At 72.0% G+C, this 14,865-nt stretch carries 16 protein-coding genes; 7 read left to right on the top strand and 9 right to left on the bottom strand.

The window, feature by feature from the left end:
• Positions 1-266: 266 nt before the first annotated feature.
• The gene (locus OG444_RS40720; RefSeq protein ID WP_442810447.1) at positions 267-749 is read right to left on the bottom strand and encodes a hypothetical protein; all 483 of its coding nucleotides are present in this window, start codon (positions 747-749) and stop codon (positions 267-269) included.
• On the opposite strand from OG444_RS40720, the gene OG444_RS02475 reads away from it, so the two are divergent.
• Positions 696-1,567, top strand: a protein-coding gene (locus OG444_RS02475) for an IS5 family transposase (RefSeq protein WP_327266634.1) whose coding sequence is annotated in 2 segments (ribosomal slippage) — positions 696-1,008 and positions 1,008-1,567 — 873 coding nt in all. Because the reading frame shifts where the segments join, the coding sequence is not laid out codon by codon here. The genes OG444_RS40720 and OG444_RS02475 overlap by 54 nt on opposite strands.
• Position 1,568: 1 nt before the next feature.
• On the opposite strand, the gene ppk2 is transcribed toward OG444_RS02475, so the two are convergent.
• Together ppk2 and OG444_RS02465 are read right to left on the bottom strand one after the other, a co-directional pair.
• Positions 1,569-2,567: a polyphosphate kinase 2 gene (ppk2, locus tag OG444_RS02470; protein ID WP_327260497.1), complete on the bottom strand. Its 999-nt coding sequence runs from the start codon at positions 2,565-2,567 to the stop codon at positions 1,569-1,571.
• Between the two features lie 180 nt (positions 2,568-2,747).
• Positions 2,748-4,592: a siderophore-interacting protein gene (locus OG444_RS02465; protein ID WP_327260496.1), complete on the bottom strand. Its 1,845-nt coding sequence runs from the start codon at positions 4,590-4,592 to the stop codon at positions 2,748-2,750.
• A gap of 382 nt (positions 4,593-4,974) precedes the next feature.
• Here OG444_RS02465 and OG444_RS02460 point away from each other — a divergent pair, with 382 nt between their 5' ends.
• Together OG444_RS02460 and OG444_RS02455 are read left to right on the top strand one after the other, a co-directional pair.
• Complete coding sequence (locus OG444_RS02460) at positions 4,975-5,433, top strand: MarR family transcriptional regulator (RefSeq protein WP_327260495.1); 459 nt, start codon at positions 4,975-4,977, stop codon at positions 5,431-5,433.
• Between the two features lie 34 nt (positions 5,434-5,467).
• A complete protein-coding gene (locus tag OG444_RS02455; RefSeq protein ID WP_327260494.1) occupies positions 5,468-5,788 on the top strand; it encodes a hypothetical protein in 321 nt (106 codons plus the stop codon).
• 93 nt (positions 5,789-5,881) lie between these two features.
• Here the strand turns inward: OG444_RS02455 and OG444_RS02450 are convergent, their stop codons facing one another.
• From OG444_RS02450 to OG444_RS02435, 4 genes are all read right to left on the bottom strand, one after another.
• Entirely contained in the window at positions 5,882-6,931 is a 1,050-nt protein-coding gene (locus OG444_RS02450) for an ABC transporter substrate-binding protein (protein ID WP_327260493.1), read from the bottom strand.
• Between the two features lie 13 nt (positions 6,932-6,944).
• Positions 6,945-7,772: an ABC transporter ATP-binding protein gene (locus OG444_RS02445; protein WP_327260492.1), complete on the bottom strand. Its 828-nt coding sequence runs from the start codon at positions 7,770-7,772 to the stop codon at positions 6,945-6,947.
• Positions 7,769-8,860, bottom strand: coding sequence for a FecCD family ABC transporter permease (locus tag OG444_RS02440; RefSeq protein ID WP_327260491.1), 1,092 nt, complete (start codon positions 8,858-8,860; stop codon positions 7,769-7,771). Before OG444_RS02440 ends, OG444_RS02445 begins: the two co-directional genes overlap by 4 nt.
• A 131-nt stretch (positions 8,861-8,991) precedes the next feature.
• A complete protein-coding gene (locus OG444_RS02435; RefSeq protein WP_327260490.1) occupies positions 8,992-10,044 on the bottom strand; it encodes a FecCD family ABC transporter permease in 1,053 nt (350 codons plus the stop codon).
• A 138-nt stretch (positions 10,045-10,182) separates the two neighbouring features.
• On the opposite strand from OG444_RS02435, the gene OG444_RS02430 reads away from it, so the two are divergent.
• Entirely contained in the window at positions 10,183-10,959 is a 777-nt protein-coding gene (locus OG444_RS02430) for a helix-turn-helix transcriptional regulator (RefSeq protein WP_327260489.1), read from the top strand.
• Between the two features lie 99 nt (positions 10,960-11,058).
• Here OG444_RS02430 and OG444_RS02425 read toward each other — a convergent pair whose 3' ends face one another.
• Positions 11,059-12,006, bottom strand: coding sequence for a LysR family transcriptional regulator (locus OG444_RS02425; RefSeq protein ID WP_327260488.1), 948 nt, complete (start codon positions 12,004-12,006; stop codon positions 11,059-11,061).
• 112 nt (positions 12,007-12,118) lie between these two features.
• Between OG444_RS02425 and OG444_RS02420 the strand changes: the two genes are divergently transcribed.
• Both OG444_RS02420 and OG444_RS02415 read left to right on the top strand, forming a co-directional pair.
• Positions 12,119-13,033: an NAD(P)H-binding protein gene (locus OG444_RS02420; RefSeq protein WP_327260487.1), complete on the top strand. Its 915-nt coding sequence runs from the start codon at positions 12,119-12,121 to the stop codon at positions 13,031-13,033.
• Positions 13,023-13,388 (top strand): darcynin family protein, encoded by a 366-nt coding sequence (locus OG444_RS02415; RefSeq protein WP_327260486.1) that lies wholly within the window; start codon positions 13,023-13,025, stop codon positions 13,386-13,388. Before OG444_RS02420 ends, OG444_RS02415 begins: the two co-directional genes overlap by 11 nt.
• Here the strand turns inward: OG444_RS02415 and OG444_RS02410 are convergent.
• The gene (locus OG444_RS02410) at positions 13,369-14,304 is read right to left on the bottom strand and encodes an EamA family transporter (RefSeq protein ID WP_327260485.1); all 936 of its coding nucleotides are present in this window, start codon (positions 14,302-14,304) and stop codon (positions 13,369-13,371) included. The two genes, OG444_RS02415 and OG444_RS02410, sit on opposite strands and share 20 nt — an antisense overlap.
• A 19-nt stretch (positions 14,305-14,323) precedes the next feature.
• On the opposite strand from OG444_RS02410, the gene OG444_RS02405 reads away from it, so the two are divergent.
• A complete protein-coding gene (locus OG444_RS02405) occupies positions 14,324-14,860 on the top strand; it encodes a MarR family winged helix-turn-helix transcriptional regulator (protein WP_327260484.1) in 537 nt (178 codons plus the stop codon).
• Positions 14,861-14,865 lie beyond the last annotated feature (5 nt).

The raw sequence follows: 14,865 nt of genomic DNA, 5'->3' as shown, positions 1-14,865 counted from the left end.
ACACCGCCGAGCTCGACGATGGCGGCGTCGTCCGTGATCTCGGCCTGGATGCCGGTCAGGGTCGGGAGGGCGTCGTCGCGGCCCGCGGCGATGGCGACCTGGTGGATCGCCTCGGCGAGGGCGGGCCCGGAGACGGTGCCGCTGGCCTCTGCGGCACGGGGCAGGGTGGGGTACTCCTCCAGCGGGAGGGTGTGCAGGGTGTAGCGGGTGCGGCCGGAGGTCAGGACCAGGCGGCCGTCGAGTTCGAGGTCGACCGGGTGGGTGCCCTAGATCGTGCGGGTGACGTCGGCGAGGAGGCGGCGGGAGACCAGGACGGTGCCGGGGGTGGTGACCTCGGCTTCCGCGGTGGCCTGGGCGCTGGTCTCGTAGTCGAAGGCGGCGACGGCCAGGGCGCCGGTGGTGGCCCACAGCCGGATCGCGGCGAGGACGGGGGCCGGGGCGGGCAGGGCCCGGGCGGCGTCGGTGACGGCGGCCGCGAGCGGGGCGAGATCCGTACGGAGCTTTATCGGTGCTCCCTTCAGTGTGAACGGGCGGCAGCCGGCGGGGCCTGGGCGCCTGCTGGTGTGCGGGAGAGGTCGGGGGCCCGCTGGCCGTCCGGGGGTCCGGACGGCCAGCGGGGGCTGGCCGCTAAGACTTGTCTGATAATTGATCTTGCGGCAGGGCGAGGTGAGTTGACGGACGCGGCGTGGGAGCGGATGGAGCCCTTGTTGCCGCAGGTGGATGGGCGTGGTCGGCCGTGGCGTGATCACCGGCAGGTGGTCGATGGTGTGCTGTGGCGTTTGCGGACCGGGGCTCCGTGGCGTGATCTGCCGGGGCGGTATGGGCCGTGGCAGACCGTCTACGAGCGGTTCGCCCGCTGGGAGGCGGATGGCACGTGGGCAGGGCTGTTGGAGCATGTGCAGGTCCGTGACGACGCGGTGGGCCGGGTGGAGTGGACCGTCGCCGTCGACTCCACGGTCAACCGTGCCCACCAGCACGCCGCCGGCGCACGCAAAAAGGGGCTGCAGACGGGGACGAACGGGAAGATCCGGGCCGCGCGCAGGCGCGCCAGGCCCTCGGCCGGTCCCGAGGCGGGCTGACCACCGAGGTCCACCTCGCCGTCGACGGCCGGGGCCTGCCCCTGTCCATCGTGCTCACGCCCGGCAACGTCAACGACGCCACCGCCTTCGGCCGGGTCCTCGACGGGATCCGAATTCCGCGAGCCGACACCGGCCGGCCGCGCACGACCCCGACCCGGGTCCTGGGCGACAAGGGCTACTCCAGCCGGGCGATCAGACACCTTCTGAGGCGTCGGGGCATCGCCATCACGATCCCCGAGCGCCGCGACCAAGCGGCCAACCGCCGGCGCCGCCGAGGGCGCCTCGGCGGCCGCCCACCCGCCTTCGACAAGAAGGTCTACCGCGACCGCAACGTGGTCGAACGATGCTTCGCACGCCTCAAGCAGTTCCGCGCGATCGCGACCAGGTTCGACAAGCTCGCCGACCGCCACCGCGCCGGAGTCGTCCTGGCCTTACTGATCCTCTGGCTCCGCGAACCAGCCCGTGATCATTTGTCAGACACTGCCTAGGTCAGGCTTCCGCGTCCCGGCCCGGGGGTGTTCGCGTGCCCGGGTGATTGCCCGGACCTACGGACCTGTTCCCCAGAGGGGTGGGGGACAGGTCCGCAGGCGCCTCGCCCGCCTCGAGGAGGGTGTCGGCGGCGCCGACGATCAGCGGGTCGGGCCGGCCGACGGCCGCCCCGTCCTTGCTGGCGTAGTCCACGCGGCACAGCAGGCTCCGCATCGCCTCCAGCCGCCCGCGCCGCTTGTCGTTGCTCTTGACCACGGTCCACGGCGCGTGAGCGGTGTCCGTGGCCCGGAACATCTCGACCTTGGCAGAGGTGTAGGCGTCCCACAGGTCCAGGGAGGCAACATCGGTGGGCGAGAGCTTCCACTGGCGTACCGGGTCGACCTGGCGGATCGCGAAGCGGGTGCGCTGTTCGGCGCGGGAGACCGAGAACCAGAACTTGACCAGCAGGATTCCGTCCTCGACGAGCATCGCCTCGAAGGCCGGACACTGGCGCAGGAAGCGCTGGTGGTCCACCTCGCTGCAGAAGCCCATGACCTTCTCGACGCCGGCCCGGTTATACCAGGAGCGGTCGAAGAAGACGATCTCGCCGCGGTCGGGCAGGTGCGCGATGTACCGCTGGAAGTACCACTGCCCGGTCTCCCGCTCGCTGGGTTTGTCCAGGGCCACGATGCGTGCACCACGCGGGTTGAGGCGTTCGGTGAAACGCCGGATGGTCCCGCCCTTGCCGGCCGCGTCCCGGCCCTCGCAGATCACCACCACGCGGGCCCCGGTGTCCCTGACCCAGCGCTGGAGCTTCAGCAGCTCGATCTGCAGGATCCGCTTCTTCCTCTCGTAGTCCGCCCGCCGGATCTTGCGGGTGTAGGGGTAGTTCTCCTGCCACGTCCGGATCGGTGCCCCCGATCCGTCCAGCAGCACCGGCTGCTCCGGCCGGGTCGCGTCCACGCTCAGACCTGCGAGCAGGACGTCCTCGGGCTGCGATCCGCGCTGTTCCTCGGTCATGCCCTGCGTGTACCCCGCACACGGCCTTGATGCCCCGAGCGGTGGACGGCCGCTCGCCGGTCCGGCGCCCGCGCTGAAGGCGGGTTTCGTGAATGGCGCCGCCCCGGCCGGGCAGGCGCCGTACGGATCCGGTGGATCCCGCGGAGGTGAGAGGGCGTACGGCCCGCCCGGCCCGCCCGGTCAGGCCGTCGGGCCCAGGACCCACAGGCGGTGGTCCCAGCCGACGTCGCGGCAGTCGCGCACGACGAGTCCCGCGCGCTCCGCCAGTACGGTCACGTCCTTCACCGAGCGCAGCCCGGAGCCGAACGCCGCCGTCAGCCGCAGGTGGTGCAAGACCGCGTCGATGTCGTCCGGGTCCGCCGCCTCCACCTGCTCGACCAGTACCAGGGCGCCGTCGGCCGGCAGCGTGGCCGCGGCCTCCGTGAGGGTCAGCACCGCGTCCTCGTCTGGCAGCCACTCCAGCAGCCGGCACAGCAGCAGCGTCCGCGCACCCGACGGCACCGGGCGGGTCTGCGCCACGAGCTCTACCCGGGGCAGCACCTCCGGATCCAGGATCTGCTCGCCGAGGACGTCCAGCACCGACGGCAGGGCGGCGATCCGCACCCGCAGGCCGGGGAACTCCTTGACGAGCGCGTTGACCACCGTCCCGGCGCCGTTGCCCGACGCGCCGAGGACGTCCACCCCCGACCAGTCGTAGGCACCGGAGATGCCGGACGCGACCCAGCGTGCCTCGTCCTCGATCGCGGTACGGGCGGAGGCGCCCAGCCGCACATCGGTGCGCAGCGCCTCCGCCAAGGTCTCGCCGGACGCGGTCCGGCAGCCGTTCGCGCCCGAGCGGAGCCGCCCGGCGAGCCCGGCCAGCGACAGGTCGAAGGCCGCCTGGGCGCCGCGCAGGTCGTACTCGTCCAACGAATGGTCGTCCTCGACGAGTTCCTCGCCCACCGGGGTCAGCCGGTAGCCGTCGTCGGCCACCTCGAACACCTCGATCTCCACGAGGAACTTCAGCAGCGCGCCCAGCGTGCGCGCCTCGGTCCCGCTGCGCCGCGCCAGCTCCGCGGTCTCCCGTACACCCTGGTAGACGAGGTCGACCAGGCCCAGCGTGACGGCCACGCGGATCGCCAGCCCGGGGGCCAGGTCGGTCAGTTCGTGCAGCCGCCCGTGCGCGTCCTCGCCCTCCAGGACATCCGGGTGGGCGGGCTCGGCGAGGCCGGGCGCGACCTCGGCGCGGCGCCAGTAGCCGGTGATGTGTGTCTGCTCGCGCGGAACGCCCCGGTCCACCGACAGGTGCCGGCGGATGCCCTTGAGGGTGACGGCCTCCCCGGCCGCCCAGACGAACACCGTGCCCGGCAGCCACTCCATGTCCCGCACCGCGCGCTCCAGCAGATCGCTGCGCCCGGCCGGAATCCCGCCGCGCACCAGCCAGGTGACCTCGGCGTCGGCCCGCGTCGGCAGCTCCTGACGGTGGCTGTCCTCGCCGACCTCGACGAACACCCGCGCCCGGGTGCCCTCGGGCATCTCCTCCAGCCAGCGGCCGATCGCGGGCAGCGCGGTCTCGTCGCCGATCACCAGCAGCCAGTCCGCGCCCTCGGGGTGACCGTGCGACATCTTCGGCCCGGCGATCCACGTCACCTGGCCCGGAGCCGCCTGCTGCGCCCAGGACGAGGCGATCCCGCCGTCGTGCCGGACGAAGTCGAAGTCGATCTCCCCGGCGACCGGGTCGAACCGCACCGGCGTGTAGTCCTTGGAGATCGGACGGCCGTCCGAGGGCCAGTCCAGGCTGCTCACGTTCTGCCGGGGCAGCACCGGATCGCGGCCCTCCTCGGCGAAGAAGAACTTCACGTGGTCGTCGAAGCCCTCGGTGCGCAGCGGCGGGAGGGACAGTCCCGCGTGCTCGAAGGCGTGCAGCTGAGGCCCGCCGAGGGTCACCCGCCGCATCCCGGGCGTGACGTCCGAGACGCGCAACACCGTCAGCTCCCTGAGCACGATGGGGAAGGTGACGACCGAGCGGGGACTACGGGTGGACATCTGACTGCTCCTTCACATCCGGCCGGCAGATCCGGGTTCGGGTTGCGGCCACGCTACGCCGCCCTGCGCGCCCGGCATCCAACCCGCGGGCCTCGGCACTGACACCCCGCGCGCAATCCGCACGCCCGGTTCCACGATCCGGTGCGCACGCTTCGATGCCGCCGCCGGACGCGCTCCTACGGTGGCCACGATGTCCTCCTCGTCCACGCCGCCGCACGCCCCGCCACCACCCCGCCGCCGTCCCTGCTGCGCCGGTGCCCGGCACCCTCTCCGGCCGGCTCCCGGCACAGACCGGCCCGTGGGACTGGACCTCAAGTGCACTTGAGTTCCTACGGTGTCGTACGGCAGGGGATCTCGAAACAGAGAACGGAGCGCATCCGCCATGGAGTACTCGCACACTGACGCCGAACTGGTCCGGCAGCCCATCGGCTACTGGAGCTGGGCCGCCGCCGAAGCGGTCGTCACCCGGATCAGGACCGCCCTCGCCGAGATCGGCACCACCCAGCCGCAGGCCTGGATCCTGGACCGCATCGCGCAGGCGGAGACACCGCCGACCCGCGACGGCGTGACCGGGGTGCTGAGCGGTTACGCGGCAGCGGGCATCGACGACCTGGACGAGGAGATCGACGCCACCGTGGCCCGGGGCTGGGTCATGCAGGACGCCGGCGGGCACCTCGAACTCAGCGCCGGAGGGAAGGACTTCCACGCCCTGCTCGTCACGACGCAGGCGGAGCTCCGGCAGGAGCGCCACCGGGGCATCCCGGACGAGGAGTACGTGCTCACGCTGAAGGTCCTCCAGCGCTTCATCCACAACACGGGCGGCCACGCCTGGCACCACTGACAGAATCGTGAGACGTGGGCACCGAGGAGGGGTGATGGAGCAGTTCGTGGGGAGAGCGGCGCGACTGATGGTCCGCAACGATGCCGAGGAGCCGCTGGATCTGGCGGTCGAGCCCTGGGGCGATGTCCATCGGATCATGCCCGCTGAGCTCTGTGCCGTCGTCACGCACTCCCTTGCGGGGTATGGCACTTGGCCCGGGACGACGCTCGGGGACGAACCGTTCGAGGTCCAGCACCGGCCCGACTCGCTCACGGTGTGGGCCAACGGCAGCTGCTTCCCTCTTCATGACCGCGAGGGCAACGAGATCGAGCCGTACCTCTACGGAGGGTGCCCCGTCGAGGGCACGGAGGCCTGAAGAGCCCCGGCACGGATACGCCGTGGGCCCGCCTCCCACGGGAGACGGGCCTCGGCTGTGTGCGCGGGGCTTGTGCCCGGCTTGTGCGGCGGCCTACTGGCCGGCGACGGCCTTCGCGAGCAGCGGGGTGATCTGCTCGACGACCCACGGGGCGCTCAGCGCGTCCGGGTAGGCGATGGCCGAGGACAGCGAGTTGTCCGAGGGGATGACCGTGAAGTGCTTGGTCTTCACCGCGTTCAGCGACTGGAACAGCTTGTTGGACTCCAGCTCGGTCGCGCTGATCACACCGCGGTCACCGAAGGGGTAGGTGACGAGGAGGACGTCGGCGTCGAGCTGGTCGAGGTTCTCCAGGCTCACCGCGTTCTTGTTCGGCGCGTAGTTCTTCGCCTTGTCGGTCTTGGTGAAGCCGAGCTTCTCGAAGACGCCCGGGTCCTGGTCGGCGTAGGACATGAAGCTGATCTGCTCGGGGTGGACGACCGTGTAGGTGTACGTCTTGCCCTTGAACTCGGGGTGCGCGGCGGCGGCGTCCGTCGTGGCCTTCTCGTTCGCGGCGATGACCTCGTCGGCCCTGGCGCTCAGACCGAGGGCCTTCGCCGCCGTCTTGAGGCGGTCCTGCCAGGTCATCGTGTCGGCGTGCGCCTTGTCGGTGAAGGTGACCACCGGGGCGATCGGCTGCAGCTTGGCGTAGTCGGCGTCCATCTCCCAGGTGTTCATGCCCAGGATGACGTCGGGAGCCTCGGCCGCGATGGCCTCGTAGGCGGTGCCGTCGGTGTCGTCGTACGTCTTCAGCTTGCCCGCGCCGAGCTTGTCGATGGCGCGCTGCTTGTACTCAGGCACCTTGCCGCCGTCCTCGACGTCCGGGGTGATCACCGGGACGACGCCGAGGGCCAGCGCGATGGCGGTGTCGCCGTCGGAGACCGTCGCGACCTTCACGGGCTTCTTCTTCACCTCGGTCTTGCCCCACGCGTTGGTGAGGGAGACGGGGAAGCCCGCGGACGCGCCGGCGCCGGCGGCGGCCGGCTTGTCCTTGGCGGGGGCCGGGTCCCCGCCGCACGCGGTGAGCAGGCCGAGGCAGGCGGCGGCCGCGGTGAGGGCGGCGAGGGCGCGGACCGGGCGGCGGCGCGTTCTGTTCAGGACGGACATGATGGTGGTTCTCCTATGCGAGGGTACGACGGCCCAGGGGGAAGATCTGGGGCCGCCCTGAGCGGGGATGGGGGACGACGAGACATTCCAGGCCGAAGACTTCGGCCACGGTCTGCTCGGTGAGGACCTCTTCGGGAGTGCCCCGGCGCACGATCCGGCCGTCGCGCATGGCGACGATCGTCGAGGCGTACAGGGCTGCCTGGTTGAGATCGTGGGACACCAGCACGATCGTCTTGCCGGCCTGCTCGTTGAGGTCGGCGAGGAGGTCCATGACCTCGATCTGGTGGGCGATGTCCAAGTAGGTGGTGGGCTCGTCCAGGAGCAGCGTGGGCGTGTCCTGGGCGAGCGCGAGGGCGATCCACACCCGCTGGCGCTGGCCGCCGGAGAGCTGGTCGACGGGGCGGTCGATCAGCTCGGCCGTGCCGGTCGCCGTCAGGGCGTCCGCGATGACCTCGTCGTCGGCGGCGGTGCGCCGCTGTCCGAAGCGGCGGTGCGGATGGCGTCCGCGCCAGACGAGGTCGCCGACGGTGATGGATTCGGGGGCGATCGGCGACTGCGGCAGGATGCCAAGGCGCTGGGCCACCTCGCGGGTGGGCAGGGCGTGGATGTCCTGCCCCTCCAGGAGGACGGAGCCGGCCGCCACCGGAAGCAGCCGCGCGACCGACTTCAACAGCGTCGACTTGCCGCAGGCGTTCGGGCCGACCAGCGCGGTGATCCTGCCGGGTTCGATCCCGAGGGACAGCTCCTGGATGACCGGCTTGCGCTCGTACCCGGCGCTGATGCCGCGGGCTTCGAGCCGGAAGCCGGCGTCGGGGGAGGCGAGTACGGTTCGTGCGCTCATGCGGTGGCTCCTTGCCTGCGCCGGAGGATCAGCCAGACGAAGTAGGGGGCGCCGAGCAGCGCCGTGAGGACACCCGTCGGGACCGGGCTGATCAGCGGGCCGTGCTGGGCGAGGACATCGGCCCCGAGGACGATGACGGCTCCGATCGGGACGGCCAGGGCGATGGACCGGTCGGCGCCGACCAGGCGGACCGCGATGGGGCCGCTGATCAGCGAGACGAAGCCGATCGGCCCCGTGACACTGGTCGCCAGCGCGGCGGCCGCGGCTCCGACGAGCAGGGCCGCGATCCGGGCGCCGCCCACCCGGGTGCCGAGCCCCTGGGCGAGCTGGTCGCCGAGCGCCATGCTCCCCAGGGAGCGGCCCAGCAGGGCGGCGCAGAGCCCGCACACGGCGAGCGCGCCCGCCAGCGTGGACACCCCTTCCCAGGTTGCGTCGTTGACGCTGCCGACCAGCCAGCGCATCACCTGGGCGATCCCGTGCTGCCCGGCCACCGTGAACAGGTAGTTCACGTAGGCGGTGCACACACCGCTGAGGCCGATGCCCACGAGGATCAGGCGGTACGTGTCCATGGTCCCGCGGCGCCTGCTCAGCGCGAGCACCATCGCCACGAGGGCGAACGCCCCGCCGAGACCGGCCAGGGAGGCCCCGAAGGGGACAGCCGGGGCGAACAGCAGCATCGTGGTGGCGCCGGCTCCGGCGCCCGCCGAGATGCCGACGATGTCCGGGGTGGCCAGCGGATTGCGCAGGAGCCGCTGGTACAGGGCGCCGGCGAGACCGAAGAGCGCTCCGGCGAGCAGCGCGGCCAGTGCGCGCGGCATCCGGATCCGGAAGATCACGTAGTCGGCGAGTCCGGTGCGCATCCCGAAGGCGGCGGGCAGGATGTCGCCCGCCGGGATCCGCTTGACCCCGCCGAGGAGCACCGAGGTGACGAGCAGGGCGAGCAGCATCAGGACGAGTGCGCAGGCCACCAGGGTGGCGCGGCGGACCCCGGCCCGGTGGGCGCCGCGCAGCCGGGCGACGGTGGCGGTCCTGAGCGCGGCGGCGGTGTCACGGGCGGTGTCGCGGGTGGTATCGCGGGAGGGGTCCACGAACGTGGCCCCGGGAGTGCCCGGTTGATGCGGCTGCCGAGGGGGCTCCTGACGGGGCTTCGGCTGCCGGGGCTTCGGCTCATCAGGCCTCGGTTCATCGGTCTGCGGCTCGTGGGTCTGTGGCATGTCACTCACATCCGGACCAGGTCGCGGCGGCGCGCGAGCCACACGAAGAAGGGGGTTCCGACCAGGGCGGTCATCACCGACACCTGGATCTCGCCGTGGTCGATGACCAGCCGTCCCGCGGTGTCGGCGCCGACGAGCAGGACGGACCCGCACACCATGGACAGGGGGAGCGACCAGCGGTGGTCCGCGCCGACGAGCATCCGGGCGGCGTGCGCGGCGATCAACCCCACGAAGGCGACCGGTCCCACGGCCGCGGTGGCCGCGGCGCACAGCAGCACCGCAACGGCCGCACTGGCCAGCCGGGCCCGCTCCACCCGGATGCCGAGCCCGCGGGCGGTCTCGTCACCGAGGCTCAGCAGGTTCAGGGTGCGCCCGAACGGCAGCGCCAGCACCAGGCCGCTGAGCGCGAACGGGAGTACCTGGAACAGGAATTGGCCGCGGCCGGTGAGCTGGCCCACCGACCAGAAGCGCAGGTGGGCGTAGACGGCCTCGTCGCGCACCACGAGCAGGGTGATCAGGGAGGACATCACCGCGGCGACGGCGACGCCCGCGAGGACGAGGCCGATCGTACTGCTGCCCGCGTTGGTGCGGGTGCCGATGAGGAAGACGAGGACGGCCGTCACGGCCGAGCCGGTCAGCGCCATCCAGAAGTAGCCCTGCACGCTCGAAGCGTCGAGGAAGAGGATCCCGAGCACGACGAACACCGCCGCGCCCTGCTCCACGCCCAGGACCCCCGGCTCCGCGAGCGGGTTCATCGTCAGTGCCTGCATGATGAGCCCGGAGGCGCCCAGGGAGGCCCCGACGGTCAGGCCCAGCAGGGTGCGGGGTATCCGCTCGGTCCACAGGACATCGCCGTTGTAGCCCTCCGCGCCGGGGTGCAGCACGATCCGCAGGATCTCCAGCGGCGATATGTCACGCGCGCCGAGGCCGACGCTCGCGACGGTCACGGTGGCCAGCATCAGGCCGGCGAGCACCACGACCACCGTGGCACGCGAGAAACGGGGCCTCGCGGGCGTCGGGGGGATCTTCGGTGCGGCCGGCGAAGCCGATTGCTTCATGGGTCTTCGGGTACTCCTCACCTGCTCAAGCTCGAAGTTAGGATAGCCTTACCAACGCGGGGTCCGGTCCAATGCCGGAGGCGAACCGCTCACAATCAGGGGTCAGGAACACGGCCCCTGCGGCAGGGGGAGGACGTTGTGGCCGAGGCCGAACTGCGCACCGTGCGCGACGAGGGGGAGACCCGGGCGGACGCCGTGATCGTGGCCGATGACGACTTCATCGCCGAGGGCGGACACCCTTTGCACGTCCACGAGTTCCACCAGTTCCTGCACGTACCGATCGGCCGGATCGTGGTCAGCGCCCTCGGCCGGGACTACGAGTTGTCCGCCTCGGTGGCGCTGTGGATACCGGCGGGCATCGCGCACAGCGCACGGTTCGGTGCGGACTCCGTCATCGCGGTCGAGGCCTTCGACGCGGAGCTGTTCCAGCTGCCGTACGAGGACGTCACCCCGATCAACATCACCGATGCCCAGCGCCGGCTGATCCTCGGCCGGATGCGCAGCACCCGCGCCGAGGACGACGACCCGGAGGTGTTCGCCGCCCTGTCCGCCGGACACCGCAACTGCCTGCCGCTGCCCCAGCCCACGAGCCACACCGCCGGCGCCGTGGCGCGGGAGCTGGCGCGGACCCCGAGCGACCCGCGTACCGCGACGGAGTGGGCGGAGAACCTCTACACGAGCTCGACCAGCCTGCGCCGGGCCTTCCGTGCGGAGACCGGGATGGCCTTCTCCGAGTGGCGCACCCGGCTCCGGCTCAACCACTCGCTGAGCCTGCTGGAACAGGGCCAGTTGGTCAGCGCCGTCGCCGCCCGGGTGGGGTTCGTCAGTACCAACGGCTACATCCTGGCCTTCCGCCGCCACTTCGGGCAGACGCCGGGCGCGTACGTGCGGAGCTCGCTGGACAGGTCGGCGTAGGAGGGGGCCCGGCGGAGCCCGGTCTCCGCCGGCCGGACGCGCCGCCGACCCGGCCGGTGCTCCCTGCGTGCGTGCGCCGTCGGCCTGCGCACACCACCGTCAGGCCGTCGTTGCGCCGGGTGCGCGAAGCGTCCGGCGAACGGCGTTGCGGAGCCAGTGGTGGCCTCCGTCAGCGGCGTGGCGGGGGTGCCACGCCATGCCGATCGCCAGTGGCGGCAGGGGCACGGGGATGTCGAGGAGGCGGAGTCCCAGGGCGGTGGCGGTGTCCGTGACGGGGGAGGGGGCATCGCCGGGGAGTGCGGTGGGGACAAGGCAGACGATGTCGCTGGAAGCGGCGAGATTCATCGCGGCCAGGTGGCTGGGCAGTACGACAGCGACGCGCCGGCGGAGGTTCCGTTCGGCCAGCGCGGCGTCCAGGGGACCGGTGAACCGGCCGCGGCGGCTCACCGCCACATGATCTGCGGCGGCGAGCCGGTCGGGGGTCAGGGCCCCTTCGGCGAGCGGGTGGCCGGGCCGGACGGCCGCCGCCATCCGAAGGGTGACCAGCTCCTCGATCCGGGTCTCGGGGTCCACGTGGTCGATGGCGCCGACCTCCAGATCGATCCGGCCGTCGCGCAGTGCCGATCCGGCTTCCAGTTCCTCGGACCGGAACCTCAACGAAATCCCCGGTGCCTCCTGCCGGGACAGCCGCGCCATGCCCGGGGCCAGCGCCGCGCCCACCAGGTCGGCCGCCTGGAGGGTGAAGGTGCTGCGCAGGAGCGCGGGATCGACGCCGGCGCCGGGGGCCAGCAGCACCTCCAACCGGTGTACCACCGCGGCCGTTTCCTCACGCAGGGCCCTGGCGCGGGGAGTGGGGACCATGGCCTGGCCGGCCCGGACCAGCAGGGGGTCCTGGAGGATGCGCCGCAGCCGGGCGAGGGTGCGGCTCATGGCCGCAGGCGACGTGTGCAAGCGGGCGGCGGCGCGAGTGACGCTCTGCTCGGTCAGCAAAGCGTCCAGCGCGACGGCGAGATTGGCATCGATGACGGGCCCTGCGCTGCTGCTCATGGGAGTAATTCCATTTCAGGCAATGATTCCTTGCTGGAGTTCCCATTGTGGCAACATCTCGGTCCTCCACAGGATGAGGGTCGTCCCGATCCGTCACGACCCTGAGGTTTCCATGATCGTCATCACCGCTCCCACCGGGAGCATCGGCAGCCATCTGCTGTCCCTGCTCCTGGAGTCCGCCCCCGCCCACGGCGAGCAACTACGCGTGGTCGTACGCGACCCCGCCCGGCTGCCCGACGCGGTGCGCGACCGCGTCGAGGTGATCACCGGCTCGCACGGCGACGCCGAGGTCGTCGACCGCGCATGCGAGGGCGCCGACGCAGTGTTCTGGCTCGTGCCCCCGGACGCGTCCCTGCCTCCCGAGGACGCCTACTGCGGCTTCACCCGGCCCGCCGCCAAGGCCTTCGTCGCCCACGGCGTCGGACACGTCGTCGGAGTCTCCGCGCTCGGCCGCGGCACCTCGCTCGCCCACCGCGCCGGCCTCGTCACCGCCTCCCTCGCCATGGACGACCTCATCGCCGGCACCGGTGTGGCCTACCGCGCCCTGGCCTGCCCGTCCTTCTTCGAGAACCTCCTCGAGGACGCCGGGTCGATCCGGGAGACGGGCGTCTTCACCGACGCCGTCGACGCCGGCCTCAAGGCCCCCCGGGCCGCCGTCGCCGACATCGCGGCCGTCGCCGCAGACCTGTTGCGCAGCCGTACATGGTCGGGCAACGAAAGCGTCCCCGTTCTCGGACCCCAGGACCTTTCCCCTGACGGCCTGGCCCGCATCATGACCGAACAACTCGGCCGCCCCGTCCGCTACGAACGCCGGCCGCTGGAGGAGCTGTACACCGAACTCCTCGGCCACCGCCTCGACAAGGAGTTCGCCCAAGGCGTCGTCGACATGAAAAGGGCCAAGAACGAGGGCCTCGACGCCGGGGTCACCCGCACCCCGGCCACCGCGTCCCCCACCACTTTCCAGCAGTGGTGCGCCCGGACCCTGGCACCCGCAGTCCTCTCGGAAGGAACCCGTCATGCCCGCTGAGCGGAGCACATCGCCGGTCACGGCGTTCATGCTGATCAAGACCATGCCCGAGTGGCTCGCCATGACCCCCCAGGAGCGCGTGAACGCCTTCGCCACCGAGGTCGTCCCCGCGGTCAAGGCCAGGACGACCGGCGTCCGTTCGCGCTTCTACGACACGGAGTTCTACTCCACGCGCGTCACCGACGTCTGGGTCTGGGAGGCCGACGACCACGACGCCTACCAGCTCCTCATCGACGTGCTGCGCGAAACGCCCTTCTGGGACCGCTACTTCACGGTCGTCGACCTGCTGGTCGGCACCGAGAACGGCTACGCCCGCACCTACGGCCTCGAGCCCGTCACCGCCATCGTGACCTGACACCCCACCCGGCCTGCGACGCCGGATGTCCCCGGGCCCCGATCGGTCCGGGGGCTCCGGCGCGCCCCCGCGGGCGGCCCAGAGCGACCCCGGCCAGTACCAGCGCCAGTCCGCACAGCTGTCGGCCCGTCAGTACCTCGCCGGCGACCGCCGTCCCGAGCAGGACCCCCGTGACCGGGTTGAGCAGCCCTATCAGACCGACCGTCCCGGCGGGCAGCCGGGCAAGGCCGGCGAACCAGGCGGCGAAGGCCAGTGCGGTGGCGACCAAGCCGACGTAACAGAACGCGAGGAAGGCCGACGGGGACACCGCCGGCGGGGCGCCCTCCACGGCGACGGCGACCGGCAGCAGGAGCAGGCCCCCGGCGGTGAGCTGCCAGGCGGTCGAGGCGAGCACACCGGCACCCGCGACGCCGGTGTTCCACCGCTTGGCCAGGATGTGGCCGAACGACGACACGAGCACCGCCGCGGCCGAGGCCAGGACGCCCGGCACGCTGATCCCGCCGGCGCCCCCGAGCAGCATGAGACACACCCCGCCCAGCCCGATCACGGCGCCTCCCAGGTGGGCGGCGCCGGGCCGCTCGGACACCAGGAACCGGGCGGCGAGCATCATGACCAAGGGGGAGGCCGCCATGACGGTGGAGGCCACGCTCGTCGGGAGCAGCTGGGAGGCGGCGAAGACGAGGACGAAGAACACGCTGACGTTGAGCAGCCCGAGCACGGCGGACCGGCCCCACCATGCGCCGCGCGGCCGCTGACGGCAGAACGCCAGCAGCACCAGGCCGGCCGGCAGCGCCCGCAGGGCGGCCCCGTACAGCGGGTGTCCGGCCGGCAGGAACTCATGGGTGACGAAGTAGTTGGCCCCCCAGGCCACCGGCGCCACTGCGGTGAGCGCCACCCAGCGCGCATTTGCTTCCATGGAAGGTAATGTAGCTTCCATGGAAGCAACTGTCTCGTCCGCCGAGCACGACCCACCGCAGGACCCGCCCCGGGACCGGGTGGCCCGGATCCAGGCCGAATGGCGTCGCGAAAGGCCTGACCTCGACGTCACCCCGCAGGGCGTGATCGGCCGGCTGCACCGCCTCGCCGACCGGCTCGGCGCGGAACTGCGCCTCGTCTACGACCGTTACGGACTCGGGGAAGGGGAGTTCGACGCCCTGTGCGCACTGCGCCGCGCGGGCGAGCCCTTCGAACGGGCACCGGGCGAGCTCGCCGCGCACACCATGGTCACCACGGGTGCCATGACGAAGCGGATCGACCGCCTGGAACGGGCCGGGCTCGTCACCCGCCGACGCTCCGACGACGATCAGCGCGGCCGGATCGTCGCCCTCACCACAGCCGGGCGCGACCTCGTCGACCGGGCGTTCACCGACCACATGCGCAACGAACGCCGCCTCCTGGACCTCGTGACGCCCGAGGAGGCCGCGGCGCTCGAAACGCTGCTCACCGGCTGGCTCTCCCGCCTGGAGGAATGACCGTC

The sequence above is a fragment of the Streptomyces sp. NBC_01232 genome (assembly GCF_035989885.1).
Lineage (GTDB): Bacteria > Actinomycetota > Actinomycetes > Streptomycetales > Streptomycetaceae > Streptomyces.
Note: the sequence above shows the minus strand (reverse complement) of the source record. Positions and strands in the feature narration are given on the sequence as shown.